Annotated in this window: 13 protein-coding genes, 1 pseudogene and 1 riboswitch; of the genes and pseudogenes, 13 read left to right on the top strand and 1 reads right to left on the bottom strand. The window is 42.8% G+C overall.

The genetic code is table 11. The features are described 5' to 3' along the window. The first annotated feature begins 260 nt into the window (after positions 1-260). From E3K36_07685 to E3K36_07655, 7 genes are all read left to right on the top strand, one after another. Positions 261-4526 (top strand): hypothetical protein, encoded by a 4266-nt coding sequence (locus E3K36_07685; GenBank protein MCF6155120.1) that lies wholly within the window; start codon positions 261-263, stop codon positions 4524-4526. A 605-nt stretch (positions 4527-5131) separates the two neighbouring features. Continuing rightward, positions 5132-5356, top strand: a complete 225-nt coding sequence (locus E3K36_07680; protein ID MCF6155119.1) for a hypothetical protein — start codon at positions 5132-5134, stop codon at positions 5354-5356. Continuing rightward, positions 5353-5574, top strand: coding sequence for a Fic family protein (locus tag E3K36_07675; protein ID MCF6155118.1), 222 nt, complete (start codon positions 5353-5355; stop codon positions 5572-5574). The genes E3K36_07680 and E3K36_07675 overlap by 4 nt, the downstream gene beginning before the upstream one ends. Before the next feature lie 260 nt (positions 5575-5834). Continuing rightward, the gene (locus E3K36_07670) at positions 5835-7982 is read left to right on the top strand and encodes a M1 family peptidase (GenBank protein ID MCF6155117.1); all 2148 of its coding nucleotides are present in this window, start codon (positions 5835-5837) and stop codon (positions 7980-7982) included. A 254-nt stretch (positions 7983-8236) separates the two neighbouring features. Further along, a complete protein-coding gene (locus tag E3K36_07665) occupies positions 8237-8974 on the top strand; it encodes a hypothetical protein (GenBank protein ID MCF6155116.1) in 738 nt (245 codons plus the stop codon). 78 nt (positions 8975-9052) lie between these two features. Beyond that, positions 9053-9841 carry a c-type cytochrome gene (locus E3K36_07660; GenBank protein ID MCF6155115.1) on the top strand — a complete coding sequence of 263 codons (789 nt, stop codon included), beginning with the start codon at positions 9053-9055 and terminating at the stop codon, positions 9839-9841. Between the two features lie 37 nt (positions 9842-9878). Beyond that, positions 9879-11489, top strand: a complete 1611-nt coding sequence (locus E3K36_07655) for a hydroxylamine oxidoreductase (protein MCF6155114.1) — start codon at positions 9879-9881, stop codon at positions 11487-11489. Between the two features lie 151 nt (positions 11490-11640). Here E3K36_07655 and hemC read toward each other — a convergent pair whose 3' ends face one another. Next, positions 11641-12597: a hydroxymethylbilane synthase gene (gene hemC, locus E3K36_07650; GenBank protein MCF6155113.1), complete on the bottom strand. Its 957-nt coding sequence runs from the start codon at positions 12595-12597 to the stop codon at positions 11641-11643. Positions 12598-12819: 222 nt separating this feature from the next. Then, positions 12820-12926, top strand: a riboswitch (cyclic di-GMP riboswitch). Positions 12927-13366: 440 nt separating this feature from the next. Here hemC and E3K36_07645 point away from each other — a divergent pair. The 6 genes and pseudogenes from E3K36_07645 to mscL all read left to right on the top strand — a co-directional run bounded on the left by E3K36_07645 (position 13367) and on the right by mscL (position 17121). Then, a complete protein-coding gene (locus E3K36_07645) occupies positions 13367-13903 on the top strand; it encodes a hypothetical protein (protein ID MCF6155112.1) in 537 nt (178 codons plus the stop codon). Between the two features lie 240 nt (positions 13904-14143). Beyond that, complete coding sequence (locus tag E3K36_07640) at positions 14144-14329, top strand: hypothetical protein (protein MCF6155111.1); 186 nt, start codon at positions 14144-14146, stop codon at positions 14327-14329. Between the two features lie 158 nt (positions 14330-14487). Then, positions 14488-15435 (top strand): transglutaminase domain-containing protein, encoded by a 948-nt coding sequence (locus tag E3K36_07635; GenBank protein ID MCF6155110.1) that lies wholly within the window; start codon positions 14488-14490, stop codon positions 15433-15435. A 117-nt stretch (positions 15436-15552) separates the two neighbouring features. Beyond that, a pseudogene (locus tag E3K36_07630) lies at positions 15553-15751 on the top strand (radical SAM protein). A gap of 89 nt (positions 15752-15840) precedes the next feature. Then, entirely contained in the window at positions 15841-16551 is a 711-nt protein-coding gene (gene aqpZ / locus E3K36_07625; GenBank protein ID MCF6155109.1) for an aquaporin Z, read from the top strand. Between the two features lie 117 nt (positions 16552-16668). Beyond that, complete coding sequence (gene mscL, locus E3K36_07620; protein ID MCF6155108.1) at positions 16669-17121, top strand: large-conductance mechanosensitive channel protein MscL; 453 nt, start codon at positions 16669-16671, stop codon at positions 17119-17121. Positions 17122-17182: the final 61 nt, after the last annotated feature.

Below are 17182 nucleotides of genomic sequence, written 5' to 3'. Positions count from 1 at the left end.
TATAAAATCCGGGTAAAACACATTAAAAAGACACAGATTCATTATGTAATCCTGCCAAAATTAACTTTAATAAACAAACTTTGCCAGCTTTTTCCTTCCACGTTTAAATAGCAACTGATCAGTCAACACAATTTTTATAATTGCATTTCCCCTCTAAAAAGCGGGGATTAAAGGGGTGTGTTCGCTGTTCCTTGTACTTCACCGAACCTCAAAAAGAAAGTTTGAATTTCCTTAACACCAGTTAAAGCGTTCAATTAATCATGTCAAAGCCCATCGATAACGAAATAAGGGAACTTGCAGTATCTGAACTCGATAGAAACATTGTTGTGACGGCAGGTGCAGGAACGGGTAAGACCACACTTCTGGTAAATCGAATGCTGCATCTGTTGCTGGGCCACAAAAGATTTCAAAAAGAAAAAAGTCCCATCCTCCAAATTGTGGCCATGACCTTTACGGAGAAGGCCGCTGGCGATATGAAGGTTAGACTGATGGGGGAATTAGAAAAGATTGTAGCCGTCATCAATGGGAACGCTTCAGAAGAAGAGAAAAGAAAAGTAGAAAAGTTCCTTGTGCACATTCGTGACACTTACCAGACGACATACGGCGAGATCGAACGCCGTGCAAGAAAATCCCTTGAGGATATGGATAAGGCCATTATCGGGACTATTCACAGTTTTGCCGCCTATGTTTTGCGTCTGTATCCCATCGAATCCGGAGTGGTTCCTGGATTTACCGTGGATGAAGGGGATGTCTTTGATGAACTCTTTGATAAAGAATGGACAAAGTGGCTGAATACAGAGCTTACCCTTACTTCACCTAACGCAGATATCTGGAAAAGTGTGCTCAGGAGATTAGACCTTGAGTCGCTCAAAAATTTGGCCAAACGGTTATCAGGATTTACTATTCCCTTGAATTCTCTTACGGTTGAAGTGGGTAGTAAATCTGTAATAGAGCACCCCCACCCTAACCCTCCCCCATCCCTTCGGCTTCGCTCAGGACAGGCAAGGGGGAGGGATTCTGACAATCAAGCACCACACATACTCCCCACCCCTGGCCGGAGGGGGCTGGGGGGAGGGGGTGCGTCATTATTACATCCACCGAATATTCAATTCTTGATAGATCCAGTATTTAATAAAATCAATGAGATTGTTGCCGGTTGTGAAAAGCCCAATAACAACCTTCTCTCACAATTACATGAACTATCGATGATTCTCGATGCAATAAAAAAACAGGGTCTCAGTTATGTAAATAAATTAGAATATGATCTCGATAGAGAAGCTTCCAAGGCAAAGACCGGCTGGACAGATGAAGGATTCGAAACCGCACGAGAACTGGTAAAAGAGTGCCATGCCCTGGTAAAAAAATTAAAGACTGTTGATGATGACTTTATTGCAGCCACGATAGACCTCATCCTCCCACTTGCAAAGGCCTTTCGGCAAACGTATCTATCCCAGGGGTACGTCTCTTTTGACGGGCTACTCACCCTTACGAGGGATTTACTGCAAAATAAAGTGTATCGTTATATTCGTGAGAAACTCAAGAACGAGTTTAGAACGATACTTGTGGATGAGTTCCAGGACACAGATCCCGTCCAGTATGAGATCGTCCTCTTCCTCTCTGAGGCATTGGGACGTTATAGCAAAGATGCCAGAAAGGTAACCCTTGAGCCGGGAAAGCTCTTTATTGTGGGTGATCCAAAGCAGTCCATCTATGCCTTCCGCCGGGCGGACATAGAGGCTTATGAACAGGTGGTACAACAGGTGTGCGGACAGGATGAGACTTTAAAATTACGGGAAAATTTCAGGAGCCATTCCGGTATCATCGAGGTTGTAAATCAGCTATTTGACGGGAGGATCATGGTTGAACAGCCAGGCCTGCAGCCCTGTTATATCCCTATCCATGCCAATCGCCTCAAAAAACATCCCTCCCAAAAAGTTGAGGTTGTACTGGTCTCTGATAAGGAAGGGAAAGAACTCAAGGCGGGTGAGGCAAGGGAGGCAGAGGCAGAGTGGATTGCTAGATGGATAACAAAGCACGTGAATGAAGAGGTCATTGAAGATAAATTGGCTGAAAACGGGATTCGTAAGCTTACGTACAGGGATGTGGCCTTGCTTTTACGGGCATTTACCCAGGTGAGACCTTACGTTGATGCCCTCAAAAGGTACGGTATCCCTTATATTGTGGAAGGTGAAAAATACTTCTATACCACCCAGGAAATCCTCGATTTCATGAACCTCCTGCGTGCCATAGAGAATCCTCATGATACGATTGCCCTGGTGGGCGTACTGCGTTCTCCTATTGTAGGCTTAACAGACCTTGAGATATATGAACTTCGAATAAACCATTTATTAGATTACCGCAATGACATTTCAAGTGAAGCCCCCATGGTCCATGAGCTCACAACAAAGTATAAAAATACCCCTCCTAAATCCCCCCCTTGCGAAGGGGGGGAGGGGGGGGTAAAAAACCTATCCACGGATTTAAAGAAAATTATAGAACCCTTCTATAGTTTTTTAAGAAAAACCCATGCACGTGCAGGCATACTTCCCGTTTCACAACTCATTGCTGAAATTATGGACAATACTTATATTGCCGAGATTACAGCCTGTGCCTGGCATGGTGAACAGAAGTTGGCCAATCTCCGGAAACTTTACCAGATGGCTTGCGACATGGAGGAGTCTGAGGGTATTTCGCTCAAAAATTTCATAGACCGCATCAAGGTACGTATAAAAGAGGCCAGGGAAGAAGGGGAGAGTCCTCTTTCTGATGAGACACTGGATGTTGTGAAAATCCTGACTATCCATAAATCGAAGGGACTGGAATTTCCCGTTGTCATCCTGGGCAACCTGCATGGTGAAGTAAGGAACGACAAAGAGGAATTGGACTCTGCGGTATTTGATTGGTCTACGTCCACAACAGGCATTGTGATCGGTAAGGGGGATCAACGGGTAAGAAATCTTCAAAGTATTGTGATCGAAAAGAAATTGAACAAACGTTCGTGGGAAGAAGAAAAGCGTGTTCTCTATGTAGCCATGACCAGGGCAAAGGAACGATTGATCCTTACGGGTTCATGGAAGGACGACGATAAATCTTACATGGGACTGATTACACAATCAGTGAGGGATGCCACAGGCATCGAGTTTGGCGATGAAAGATTCACGAACCCTGATTACACAAAGAAAGATGAAAAGGTCTCACCCTCCCCTAACCCCTCCCATTCCTTCGACTTCGCTCTGGACAGGCAAGGGAGGGGAAATAGCGGAGACTCGACATCAGGGGAGGAGAATAAGACATGCGAGGAAAATAAGATAGATGAGAGGAATAAAACAAGTGAGAAAGATAAACCAGGTGCAGAAAAATCCCCTCTCCCCTTGCGGGAGAGGGTCAGGGTGAGGGGCGCTTCCCAGGGAAAATTTCCTTTAGGAAATGCAGAGGTCTTTGTAGAACATTTCATATTTGATGGGACACATCGTCCCCAAAAGCCCCCGAAAGAGAAGACCTTGGATGTCGACTGGACGGCCTTTGTCGAACTGTGGAAAAAAAGAGAGGCTGCAATGGCTGATGCAAAGAGGAAACCCCTCTTTGTCTCTCCAACGACGATAGCGCTTGAAGAAGCAATGAAAAAAGACATGCCTGTAGTACCGGATAGAATTGAAGGGATGCCTCCTCTTCATCCAGATGAATTTGAAAAACATCGATCGGAAAACTATCCTTTATCCCCTCCTTGCAAAAGAGGAACGAGGAAGGCTTCTAATTCTACCTCCCCTTTTTCCCCTCCTTCAGAAGGAGGGGGTAGAGGGGAGGTTGTAAAATCCAAAAGTATCAAACCTGATACAGAACAATCACATCCAAATTACGCCGCATTGATCGGTTCCATCTGCCACCGCGTATTGGAGGGGTGGGATTTTCACGGAACTTCTCAAGAACTTCATAGGTCAGTCGAGTCAGCCGTAAAATGGGCCGTTACCTTTGAAAGAGGCACGGTAGAATTATCTGCCCAATTTCAAAGAAAAGACCTTGCTGATCAAGGGGAAAGTATTTCCCCTCCTTACGAAGGAGGAACGAGGAAGGCTTCTAATTCTACCACCCCTTTATCCCCTCCTTCTGAAGGAGGGGATAAAGGGGTGGTTATAAAACATCAGGAAATACCCTTCGATACAATACAATTTCAGGATGTGGAATTTATAAAAGCAGAGGTAGTAAAGATACTTTCAGGCTTTATCAGTTCAGAGGCATATAATGAGTTACAGGGTGCACAAATTCTCGGGCGGGAGGTGCCCATATTGCTCAACTGGGATGGTCAGATCATGAGGGGTATCATTGATATCCTTTATAAGATAGGTGACCGTATCATCATCGCCGATTATAAGACAGATCATGTAACGATAACCGATCTGCCCGTAAGAGCAGAAAGATACCGGCACCAAAAAGAGGTCTATATTGAGGCCGTCAAGCGCTGTCTGAAAATAGTTAATCCAGAATTCAAACTTATTTTTCTCAGGTTAGGCAAGGCCGTAGCTCTTTGATACCTTAAAAATCTTTTGTAACAATTTAGCTTTTTGAAAAAGTATCAGCGATATATTAAAAAGTAAAAATAGTCTTACCTATTGTACCCATCCCTAATCCCCTCCAAGGAGGGGACTTTTTCAATTCCCCTCCTTGGAGGGGTTAGGGGTGGGTTCTTTACTCTATTAAGAAGTCAGGTAGGGCAGGGCATTTTCCGCCATAATCAATTCCACGGTTCCAAAGCGGTAGACACCCGAATATTTAACGTAGGATTTTGTCAAAACCATTTCGATCAAATCTTTCATACTGAACCCACCACGAATTCTCAATTTTTGGCGGGTGATGCCTATCCTTAGATGTTATAGGGATTACGAGAAGAAAGAGGACAAACTAATTATTGTCAGAGAGAAACATATAAGGCAGGCCATGAAAGAGATTGGCATGATAAAAAGCAAGGAAGAAAAACAATAACACATTGCAGTGAGGCTGCAAATAAAAGGATTAAAAAAGCTCACGTAAAATCACAGAGGGGTCAGTTCGCCCATGGTTAGGATAAGTGCTTCACTAACATATGGGATGGAGTTTTTTGTGCACGAAAACCTTAATTTCAAGGGAGGTATGAGCCATGAAATATCTCGGAATAGCAAAAAGGGAAAAAGATCAATCAATAACAATGCCCGACTCTTTTAAAGAAAGTTCTCAGTGGGATAGTTACGAAGTGATTGAAGTGGGCGGAGATATTCTTTTGATACCTCCTCCGCTGGATAAAGAGCGTCTGGCACGCATTGAGAAACTCACCAAAATATCCATTGAAGAACATCGCAAAACACTAAAAGGACTTGCAAAGTGAACTGGGTATCTTTAGAGGAAATGCTCGTCATTCATGAAATGATTGCTGATGGAACAGGTGGCGTGCATGGAGTTATTAATCCAGGCGGATTAGACTCATCATTGGCAAGACCTTTTACTTCTTTTCAAGGACAGGGGCTATTTCCTGACTTATGGAGCAAAGTAGCAGCTCTAATCCATTTTCTTATAGCCTTTCGTCCCTTTCGTTGTTGGAAATAAGCGGGTAGCTTTAGTGGCTGCTGACGTATGCCCCAGGATGAATGGCTATCGCTTGATTCCTTTATTTTCTTACCTTCTCAAGGGGAGAATTAGAGTGGTAAAAAATTCCTAAAACACGTTTTCATGAAAATGGAGAAAAGTTTTTACACCGTAGTATTTTTTGCTTTCACAGAAACTGGTAATTTAATAACATGAACGAATATTAAAATCAATGCAAAAAAATATAATGAGTGTTCAAAAAGTCTTTAAAGGAGTGGGATATGTTAACTACGGTGAAAATTAGATGTATTTTAGCTTTTCCGTGTATTTTATTAATTGCTACGATTTCTAATTTATATGCTAATGAGATTCGTGAAAATAGAGTAGTAAACCATAATATAGAAATTGAATTGCTTTTGAAAGAACACAAGCTAAAGGTCGTCGATCATATGCGGGTGCAAGGTGCGAATATGGAAAAGGTTTCATGCCTTATCAACGGGACATTCCAGATCCTGTCCGTTGGTTCTTCGGACAGAAAATTAGATTTTAAGGTACGAACCAGGGGTTTAGATATCGGCAATCTTATCCAAAGTGGTGTTTCCGGGAATGTACAGTGCCTGGAAATTACAATACCCGCGGATTTGAGGCAGGCGGGCGGCGTGGTTCTGGATATTGCTTACGAAGGGTATCTTTTTGGAAAGCCAGCCTCGTTAGAATTGGAGGACGTTGGCGCGACGACCGGCATTATTGACGAGGCGGGGGTTTACATGAGCCCTGCATGCACGTGGTATCCGGATATCCCTGGTTCTCTTGCGGCTTTTCGGGTGACTGTTATTACGCCTGAAGGATATGAGGCCGTAACGCAGGGTATGCTGGTAAGCAGGAAATCAATTGATGGCAAGACACATACCACGTGGGAAGAAAGGAATGTGTCAGAGGGATGTGACCTTGTGGCCGGAAAATACAGAGTAACAAGTATCAATCATAAGGGTATCGATATTTACGCCTATTTTTTCCCTGAAGAGCAAGATCTGGTAGAGACGTATATAAATGCTACAAAACGCTATCTGGATATGTATCAAGAACTCCTGGGGGACTATCCGTACAGGAAATTTGCCATTGTGGAAAATTTCTTTCAGACGGGATATGGCATGCCTTCGTTTACCCTGCTGGGAAATACCGTGGTAAAAATGCCATTTATCGTAGACACTTCTCTGGGGCACGAAATTTTACATAACTGGTGGGGGAATTCGGTCTTCGTGGATGAATCTCAGGGGAACTGGTGCGAAGGTTTAACAACCTACATGGCTGACTATTATTATAAAGAACTCAAGGAGAGTGCATCGGCCGATGAGTATCGCAGGGACATTTGCAGAAAATACACCAATTACGTAACAGAAGAGAACGATTTTCCTTTAAAAAAATTTATAGGCAGGAGGGATCAGGCAACCCGTGCCATTGGGTATGGAAAGACGGCGATGGTATTCCACATGCTCAGACGGATGGTTGGGGATGAGTTGTTTTACCAATCGCTCAGAAGGTTTTACAAAGAAAAGATCTGGCAGCAAGCAAGTTGGAAAGATATCCAGTGTGTGTTTGAAGATACCGGCAAGATGGATTTATCCTGGTTCTTTGAACAGTGGATTAGTCGGGAAGGTGCGCCCTTTCTCGAATTAGGCAAAACAGGGATAGAGAAGATAGATGATGGTTGGTTGGTCACGATGGAGATTATCCAAAAAGGAAAACCATATCATCTCTTCGTGCCTGTTCAAATGGAACTGGATGAAGGGAATTTTCATACCATTGCTGAAATAAAAGAACGGTCTAACCTCATTTCCATCCGAACAAAATCTCAACCCAAACATATTGTCATAGATCCTCAATGTGATATCTTCCGACGTCTACACACAGAAGAAATTCCCCCTACGATAGATTTGGTATTGGGGAGTGATGATAAGGTTATTATATTGCCGACAGGTGGTGAAAGTTCTTCACAGGAGGCGTATAAAAAGCTTGCAGAATCCCTGACAGATAAAAAAACGACCGTAAAGGCAGACACGGAGGTTACAGAAACGGAATTAAGTCAAAAAAGCCTGTTTATTCTGGGGGGACTGACAGAGAATAGACTCACGAAGATGTTTGTCGAAAATTTACCCAGAAATTTCTCCCTTGAAGCAGGATCATTTGGGGTAAATAATGTAGTTTACAATAAAGGGAATTGCCTTCTTGTGACTTCTAAAAACGTTAAGAACGTAAAAAAGGGTATTGCCTTGTTTCTAGGGCTAACTTCTGATGCAATCAAAAGCGTAGGATATAAGATCCCTCATTATGGAAAGTACAGTTATCTTGTCTTTGCTGATGGGAAGAATGTTGATAAGGGGACATTTTCCGTAACTGATAATCCATTAGAACGATCTCTGAATCAATAAACATATCTCTTCGTGAGTACGGAGCTTATGTTTTGGCAAACAATATTATATTGTGAAAGCATCATTTCATTTGTGAAATCATGGAAAGAATAATATCTCTGAAAAGTGCTTGAACGTATAAATATTTAAGTATAACTGAAATTTACTACTTAGAAGATATTTTGTTTTTTTTCTATTTTTACAACATGTAGGAACGGTTTTTGTCATTTGTCTGTGGTCATTATTATTTTGCCTAAAAACCATATTAAATTTTTATGAAACAGTTATTCTTGCTTAGCGTCCTGTTTGTGTTCATCGGTTTGAATTTCTTATCTTCAACGGATGTATCGGCGAAGAATGGTTACACTGAGATAGAGGTTGCAGACGGTGGTACTGTTATTGGCAATGTTAAATACATGGGTGATTTGGCTACGATGGAATTAAATCTCTATCGCGATTGGGAATTATCAGAGGCGCCGAAAACTGCAACTGAAAAAATTGTCTTCAGTAAGATCAATAATGGACTTAAAAACGCTGTTGTTTCTCTTGCCAATATCACACACGGTAAAAAAAAGGTAATACCTGCAATCCGTCCGATAATAGACCAGCAGAATAATATTTTCATCCCACGCGTACTCGCGATTTTGACAGGAACCACGATTGACATCTTAAATGGCGATGAGGTGATGCATAATGTTCACACCCGGTCAGTGAAGAATCAGCCATTTAACCTTGGCACTACTTACAAACAAAGAATATCAACAAAATTTGACTATCCCGAAATTATTAAGCTGACATGTGATCTTCACAAAAATACGTATGCATGGATTGTTGTCCTTGATAATCCCTATTTTGATATGACAGACAGAAACGGATATTTTGAAATTTGTGATATCCCGCCGGGAACGTATAAATTCCAGGTATGGCATGAAGAGTTAGGAAACTTAGAAAAGGAGGTAACGGTTCGCCCTAATGAAATTACTACCATAGAATTTGTTTATTCGCAGAATTAGAAAAAAGCAAAAATGTGTACTGGCTAGACAAAATAGTTGAGTTTGTATAACTGCAATCGGAAAGGAGGAAGGCTGAATATGAAACCTAAGGTCTTATTGAATAGGGTTGGCTTATGGAGTGCAACGGCGGTAGCGAGTATAACCATAATGTTGGGAATGGCGCCAATAAATGCTAATGCCGAATTGAAAGTACCAACAGAGGTTACGGAGTTGGGTAAGGATACCTATAAAAAATATTGTAGTCCCTGTCACGGGGAGGAGGGAAATGGCAATGGACCACTTGCAAGGTCGATGCTTCCCAAGCCACGTGATTTTACGAGAGGTGCCTATAAATTTAGAACGACTCCGAGTGGTTCACTTCCTACGGATGAAGATATTTATAGGACCATTTCCTTTGGTGTTCCGAATTCCACGATGATTCCCTGGGACATTTTAACGGAAGAGCAACGACTATCGGTAATTCCCGTCCTGAAGAGTTTTTCTGAGGCGTTTGAATTCAGGAAACCTGATCCGCCCGTAGAGGTTGGTTTGATGGTCAGACCGACAGAAAAATGCATTGCAGCGGGCAAAAAAATTTACGAAGAAAAACTGGAATGCTGGAAGTGCCATGGTATTGAAGGCCGTGGAGATGGTCCCAGTGCTGCTGAACAGGAAGATGATTTTGGCTTTCCTATAAAACCCTTTGATTTTACCACGGGGAAGTTTAAGGGAGGTAATACACCCCAGGATGTTTACCTCAGGTTTACCACGGGATTGAATGGCACTCCCATGCCATCGTTTGCAAAAGAGCTCACCGACGAAGAGAGGTGGTGTTTGACGTACTATGTAATGTCACTTATTAAGCCAGAAGAGAATACCCATAAATAGCATCTAATATGTTCTAATACCTATGGAGGTGAATGAAATGAAAAAATTAGGAATAGGCTTGTGTTTATCTGCGATGCTGTTTACTTCTGTGGCGTGGGCCGCCGAACCGCCACCCAAGAAGGAAACACCACCAGATCTGTATGAGGGAACGCCTGATTGGTACAGGGCGGTTTATAAAGATAACGTTGGGCTTAGTGAGGGAGCGGGGCCGTTTAAAGACTATTACAAGCCACAGATGCTTGATATGTACTGGCAGCCCAACAGACACTACGAACCCATGAAAAACCTTGATCACTCGATCTTTATTGAAAAAGAACGAAGAGATTTGTGCGTAACATGCCATGAAGAAGCAACCCCTGGCGTTGTGCGAGACTGGAGGAGTTCGGGGCATAAAAATCCAAAGAGCAGCGCTTATCTTTCGAGCAAGACTGCTGAAATCGAGAAGCGCACGGGCAGGATTTTAGACGAAGTTCACTGTTTCGATTGCCATGCCGATACAAAAAAGAAACAGATCAGGATGCCAACCGGAGAGGTATGCGGTGAGTGCCATAGACCTCAGTTTGATGATTTTTTACGAGAGAGAGAAATGGGTCGTCCCAACCATATCCAGTCGTGGGAGGCAAATACCATAGTACCCTGGTATGCAGAGGCTGCGCGGAGGGGTTACCTATACGGACAGCATGGCTGTGATTTATGCCATTCAGGTGCTGAAAAATGTGATGTATGTCATACCAGACATAAATTCAGCGCTGCAGAAGGAAGACAACCGGAGGCCTGTATTACCTGTCACATGGGACCCGATCACCCCGATGCGGAATCATACGGCGAATCGAAGCATGGTGTGATTTACCACCAGGAGGAAGAGCATTTTGATTTCACAAGGCCATTATCCGAGGTAAGGCCGGGCAAGGACTATCGCACCCCAACGTGCCAATTTTGCCACATGTACGAAAAGCACGGCAGGTTTATCCACAATCCGGTCATGAAGGGTATATGGCGTATGGGTACAGTACCTCCAAAGAATCTTGAATATACCTCTTCATTGAAGGATTATCCTTATGGAATCAAGATTATTGCCGATAAGATTGATATCTACTCGGAAGAGAATATTGCCAAGAGGTCGTATTGGCTAGAGGTTTGTGCGAAGTGCCATAGTGATCGATTTGCCGACACCTATTTGAAATCACTGGATGAATTTATGTTCCAGGCACACAAACTGGCAGATCAGGCACAGAAGGTTGTTGAGGACTTGATTGCAGATGGTTACCTCCATCCCAGCGCCGCAGACAGGGATCCGTACCCGTTAAGTGACGGGATAGAGAAGGAGCTTAGTCCGGCATTCCTTGGTGAACCGATTTATAATGCATTCAAGACCTTGAAGGGCAAATTCCCTGTTGTGGGACCTATCCTGGGTGTTTATGGCATGTTCTTGCAACAGCAAGATAATCCGTCTAATATTGAGAATATGTACAACAGATTATGGTTCTGGTATAAACTCCAGGGTTACAAAGGAACCGCCCATGCCCAGCAGGATGTTTCCTGGTGGTGGGGTCAGGCTCCAATGATGATGGAGTTTACCAAGATCCAATCAGAAGCAGCCAGGTTGCGCAGGGAAGGACGTATAGAGAAAGTTTCTTTAACAAAATAGTGGATTTAAGCTTTTAAAGAATTAAGCTGGATTTAAACAAGAAAGCCCATGATGAATAATGTCATGGGCTTTCTTGTTTTACGGCATCGTAAGAATAAGCTTTTGGGGTGATGGTTTGTTTGCTTTGATTTAAGGAAATAATACAAAAATTTTAAATGTGGTCAATGCGTCCTTGAAATTCCTGACGAATCTCATTAAGAATCCTCTTCCCACCGTTTTCCAGCATCCTTTGGGCAAGTTCATCTCCAATTTTTGCTGCTTGACTGATAGGGCCACTGTGGTTATCCCGTATGGCATGGTCGCCGTCAACGGTGCAGATGATCGCTTCCAGACACACTTCGTTACTTTGTGTCTGTGCATATGCTCCAATGGGCACCTGGCAACCACCTTGAAGTCTTGCCAGGAGAGCCCGTTCTGCTTCAACTGCAACCCTGGTCTGTGTGTCATCTATGCTAGAAACAATTTTATGAATTCGGGCATCATTGTTACGAATTTCGATACAGAGCGAACCTTGTCCCACTGCCGGAAGCATAATGTCAAATGGAATAATTTGGCTGATCGGGCCGGTGTAACCCAATCTTCGTAATCCGGCATAGGCAACTACTATGGCATCCAGATCGTCCGTTTCGAGTTTTTTGAGTCGGGTATCCAAATTGCCGCGCAGGTCTAAAATTTTGAAATCGGGCCGAAAAGCAAGCAATTGTGCCTTTCTGCGGAGGCTGCTTGTACCAATACGCGCATTATCAGGCAGCTTTTCTAAATTGGCATTATTATTAGTGATAAGGGCATCATGGGGGTCTTCGCGTTTGGGTGTGGCGCCGATCGTTAACCCTTCGTGCAACTCTGTGGGTACGTCTTTAGCGCTGTGAACAGCAATATCAATCTTTCCCTTCATTAGCGCCGTCTCCAGTTCCTTGGTAAATAAACCAATTCCCCCTAAACGCGATAAAGGGGCATCGGTAATCTTGTCACCCTTTGTCGAAATTTTTTCGATCTGAAATTCAAATCCAGGATTTAACCTTTTGAGCTCTGATATAACCCAATTTGTTTGGATGAGCGCAAGTTTGCTGCCCCTGGAACCCACGATAACCTGTTTTTCCTTAACCAATGTAAATCCTCTCCATTTTTGAATTATTAAAGTAATTGTAAATCTCTTAACAATAGAATATACTTTTTGATAATATCATAATATACTAGAGGTGTCAAACTACTTTGCCAGTGCGAGTTTTACCAGTTTCACGACTAGTAAATATTTTATTTTTTCCTTGAAATTAAGTACATAAAAATACTATAGATGTTATATAAGTAAAATTTTATAAATAAAAAAACATTACGATAAAGGCAAACCCTGGGCAATCAGGGGACGCAAAGTAAAGGTCTTGTTAAACAGTTTAAATAGTTTAAACTGCTTTATAAAAAGATAGCCTTACTGCCGAAGATGTTTGAATGAATATCTTTGCAGTAAGGCTTTTTTGTTTTCGTTAAGGGAGAACTAACAGTGTGCTTATCCAGAATACTGGAGAAAAGATTACCCCGTGTGGTGGCCGTATTGATGATATATGTCGGAATCGCATTAATTCCTTTGGAAACAAACACTTTACATATAGCATCCGCAGACCATCCTGAGCAAAAGGTGCACGCGAAAGAAAATTAGTACCGCCAGTATAGCTGGCGGTACTAACTGAAAACGTTCTGAGTCTGCACATCTGTGGCTTTTTCCAAAGCAATATTTCAGGAATGGAGGTGGTACAAAACAGGAATTGATGCTTTTTTTGTATCTCTGTTGCCGGTGAAATTATATGGCAACTGGCAGTTATTCTTTCAGGATTCAACTGCCACTACGGATTCGTTCACCTTTTGATAAAGGAGATTCAATCATGAATTTATCCATGATATTAAGAAAAGGTTCGATTGCAATAGTGGTCTTAACGATAATGTTAGGATTTGGCACTTCATCTACTCTATTCGGTAGAGAGCATCCAGAACAAATGGTGGAAGAAAAACCACGGATAACCAAAGAGGATGTGGCAAAATTTGCCGAGGAATACGTTCGAAAAAATTCCAAAGAAGGTGTTTTCAAGTATCTCGATAAGAACACAGGAAAATATTTAGAATTGATGCTTGACAAGGTGCATAAGGATAAGCTCTCTCCGACAAAAACCGATGAATATTTTGTCTGCGCCGACTTCAAAGGGAAAGACGGTAACAGGTATGACCTGGACTTCTTTGTACAGGGTACAAACAAGGGTAATTTGAGGGTTGATAAAACGAGCATTTCCGTCCACAAGGTGAACGGCAAAGAGAATTATACCTGGGACTATAATAAAAAGAAAGACCTCTGGGAGAAGAAGGCTATCCTAATTGAAAAGGAATATCCCAAACCTACGAAGAGGGAGCATCCTGGATACCCTTAATAAATGGGAGTTAGACCGGGGTGTGTTGGATTTCATTTTATTTATACAGGTTTTGTGGTCATAGCCAATATGACAAATAAACTGTGGAGACCACTTCTTCATCTTTCGACTGAGCATTCGTCTGACTCACACCGAAGACTTACGATGGGGGTCCCCTCCTTTCAAGGCAATGTCATTGCCCTGTGAAGGAGGGGAGAGAGGGGTGGTTATAAGTTCATTTTGATGTGAAACAAGAAGGGCGTGAAGAGAAAAATTGAAATGTGTGGTTTTGATCCTCCTCAGCCCTTATCTTTCATGATGTCCATAGCGCGGCGTAGCCGCAACCAAAAAGAACCTCTTCCCACAAGGGCCGATGGAACTTTCCCTCCCTTGATGGGTATTGTTATTGAATTAATGGGTAGAGATTTTTACCACAATGAGATATAGCCCAGGCCGGTAAAGACTATGCAAAAATCAATATGGAGAGCGAAGAGTTTTTTCGCTCTACCGGTTATCTACAGAAATTCTTAAGAAAACATCATATGAAGCCCGGAATAGCCTGCGCCGTTGCTTATCTTGCAATTTTTTGCACATTTTTCTTAAGGATGTCAGAGGCTGCAAATGCTCCAAGGGTGAGAACATTCGAATTTACCTATATTGCAGAGATCAATGATATTCCTGGAGGTGCTAAAAAAGTATCAATCTGGATGCCATATCCAAAGAGTGATGCGAATCAAAAAATTACTCCATTATTGATTTCGGCACCCTATCCTTCAAAGATTTACAAGGACCCTAAGTACGGTAATTCCATCCTGCACTTTTCTGTGATAAATCCGGAGAATCGCTCAATAGAGGTCGAGATGAAATTTCGGGTAAAGCGCTATGAATACATTCGGAGAGATTTTGATCAGGTGCACATTCGAGTCCGAAATGATTTCGATTCGATGCTGCAACAGTGGCTTCAGCCGGATAGGCTTGTGCCTATCGATGACCGTATAAAAAAACTTGCTGAGGGAGTCACTCAAGGCAAAATTTCTGATTTAGAGAAGGCGCGCGTGATCTATGATTACACTATTGCCAATCTTACTTACGATAAGAGCGGGACTGGCTGGGGACGCGGCGATATTTGCTATGCGTGCGATGTGAAGCGTGGGAATTGCACCGATTTTCATGCCGTATTTATCGGATTTTGCCGTGCTGTTGGTATTCCAGCAAAATTCGCAATCGGATTTTCTCTCCCGGCAAAGAGTGGTCAAGACGAAATTGGTGGCTATCATTGCTGGGCGGAATTTTATCTGAAAGGATACGGCTGGGTCCCTGTAGATGTTTCAGAAGCTTATAAGGATCCGGCAAGGAGAGAATATTTCTTCGGTGCACATGACGAAAATCGAGTGCAGTTTACCATTGGACGTGACATTGTTTTAAACCCACCTCAAAACGCTGAACCCTTAAACTTTTTCATATATCCATATGGGGAAGTCGATGGGAAACCCTTTGCCAATATGAAGGTTAAATTCTTTTTCAAGGATTTGGCAATAAAAAATGTTCATTAAAGAAAATTATTATATTCAAGAATGAGTAAAGGATGAACGCGCAAAAAGAGGCACGCCTTACAGCCGTTCAGCATGCAATGGTTGAGATATGGGAGAAGCATAAAGTTGTATTTTCATTGCTATTCCAGGGAAAACGTGGATAGGCAGCGTGGCAGTGGTGTATTTGATAAGAGCATCGACGCACTGCGGAGGCTTAATTCCCTGGGCTACGGGTATGAAGGAAGCGGATTGAGATCGGATTTAGTCTATAATCCTGACGATTCCTTTCTTACACCGTCTCAAGAGAAATTAGAAAATTCAGTATAAGAAAGAATTGCGGGGACAATCAGGACCCAGACCTGTGGAGTCTCAGGTGGATAATGAGTCTTTGGTAATCCGATTAAATTAGAAAGAAAGGGGGGGTATATGACATTATTTCGTCGTGCCGTAGCAGAGTTTATTGGTACTGGCTGGTTGGTTTTTGGTGGATGTGGTAGTGCTGTTCTCGCTGCGTCGTTTCCTCATGTAGGGATTGGTCTGCTGGGTGTTGCCTTTGCTTTTGGTCTAACGGTGCTCACGATGGCCTATACCATTGGATCTATTTCGGGTTGTCACCTTAATCCTGCTGTTTCAATTGGCTTATGGGCAGGAGGTCGTTTTAAGGCATCGGAACTGTATGCGTATATCATTGCGCAGGTACTCGGAGGCATAGCAGGCGCCGCGGTTCTCTATTTGATTGCAAGCGGTAACCCGAGTTTTCATCTCAACAGTGGTCTGGCATCGAACGGTTACGGCGCGCATTCTCCAGGTGGTTATTCACTCTTGTCAGGATTGGCGACAGAAGTAGTTATGACCTTTATATTTCTAACGATAATTCTTGGCTCGACTGACCGTCGTGCACCAGCGGGGTTTGCACCGATATCTATCGGTTTGGCACTGACATTGATTCATCTTGTCAGTATTCCGGTTACCAATACATCAGTGAACCCCGCGCGCAGCACCGGGCCAGCTGTGTTCGTTGGTGGATGGGCATTATCGCAACTTTGGATGTTTTGGGTCATGCCCATTGTAGGTGCGGTTCTGGCCGGCATTCTTTATCGATGGTTGTTTAGAGAAACTGAAGCACGTCCGGTTTAACTTTTCGATGAAAGGCATATTCAATCATTAAACTATATCAAATAATTCCTGGCTTTTAACTCGTATATCTTTCCTTTTTTATAATAATTATTCCGTAAGTGAGAAAGGAGAAGTAAAATGTTTAACAACGTATTAAAAGATTTTAAGGCGTTTGCCATGCGGGGCAACGTTCTGGATTTGGCAGTCGGTATTATCATAGGCGCAGCCTTTGGCAAGATCATCACCTCGCTGGTTAATGATATTATCATGCCGCCAATTGGACTGCTTCTGGGGAATGTAGACTTCAGAAACTTATTTGTCAATCTATCAGGTATATCATATGACAGCCGTGAGGCAGCGCAGGCCGCAGGTGCTCCCACGATTAATTATGGAGTTTTTATCAATACCGTAATCGATTTTATTATTGTTGCGTTTGCCATCTTTATGTTAGTCCGTCTTATTAACAAAGTATTACAACCAAAACCAGCAGTGCCGCCACCAGCAACAAAGGTATGTGCATTCTGTATTTCTAACGTTCCGGTCAAAGCTACTCGCTGCCCATACTGTACGTCTGAATTGAAAGCAGTATAAAATGAGGGCAAAAACGGGAATGAATGATTATGCTGGAATTGTAAAGGGTCGTGGTGTAATA

It is taken from the genome of Candidatus Brocadia sp. (assembly GCA_021646415.1).
GTDB lineage: Bacteria > Planctomycetota > Brocadiia > Brocadiales > Brocadiaceae > Brocadia.
The sequence above is the reverse complement of the archived record's forward strand: the minus strand, read 5'-3'. Positions and strand labels throughout refer to the sequence as shown.

What these genes read in the sequence shown, in the direction of transcription:
- E3K36_07685 (MCF6155120.1), top strand. Translation starts at nt 261, where the DNA reads ATGTCAAAGCCCATCGATAACGAAATAAGGGAACTTGCAGTATCTGAA.
- E3K36_07680 (MCF6155119.1), top strand. Translation starts at nt 5,132, where the DNA reads ATGAAATATCTCGGAATAGCAAAAAGGGAAAAAGATCAATCAATAACA.
- E3K36_07670 (MCF6155117.1), top strand. Translation starts at nt 5,835, where the DNA reads ATGTTAACTACGGTGAAAATTAGATGTATTTTAGCTTTTCCGTGTATT.
- E3K36_07665 (MCF6155116.1), top strand. Translation starts at nt 8,237, where the DNA reads ATGAAACAGTTATTCTTGCTTAGCGTCCTGTTTGTGTTCATCGGTTTG.
- E3K36_07660 (MCF6155115.1), top strand. Translation starts at nt 9,053, where the DNA reads ATGAAACCTAAGGTCTTATTGAATAGGGTTGGCTTATGGAGTGCAACG.
- E3K36_07655 (MCF6155114.1), top strand. Translation starts at nt 9,879, where the DNA reads ATGAAAAAATTAGGAATAGGCTTGTGTTTATCTGCGATGCTGTTTACT.
- E3K36_07645 (MCF6155112.1), top strand. Translation starts at nt 13,367, where the DNA reads ATGAATTTATCCATGATATTAAGAAAAGGTTCGATTGCAATAGTGGTC.
- E3K36_07635 (MCF6155110.1), top strand. Translation starts at nt 14,488, where the DNA reads ATGTCAGAGGCTGCAAATGCTCCAAGGGTGAGAACATTCGAATTTACC.
- aqpZ (MCF6155109.1), top strand. Translation starts at nt 15,841, where the DNA reads ATGACATTATTTCGTCGTGCCGTAGCAGAGTTTATTGGTACTGGCTGG.
- mscL (MCF6155108.1), top strand. Translation starts at nt 16,669, where the DNA reads ATGTTTAACAACGTATTAAAAGATTTTAAGGCGTTTGCCATGCGGGGC.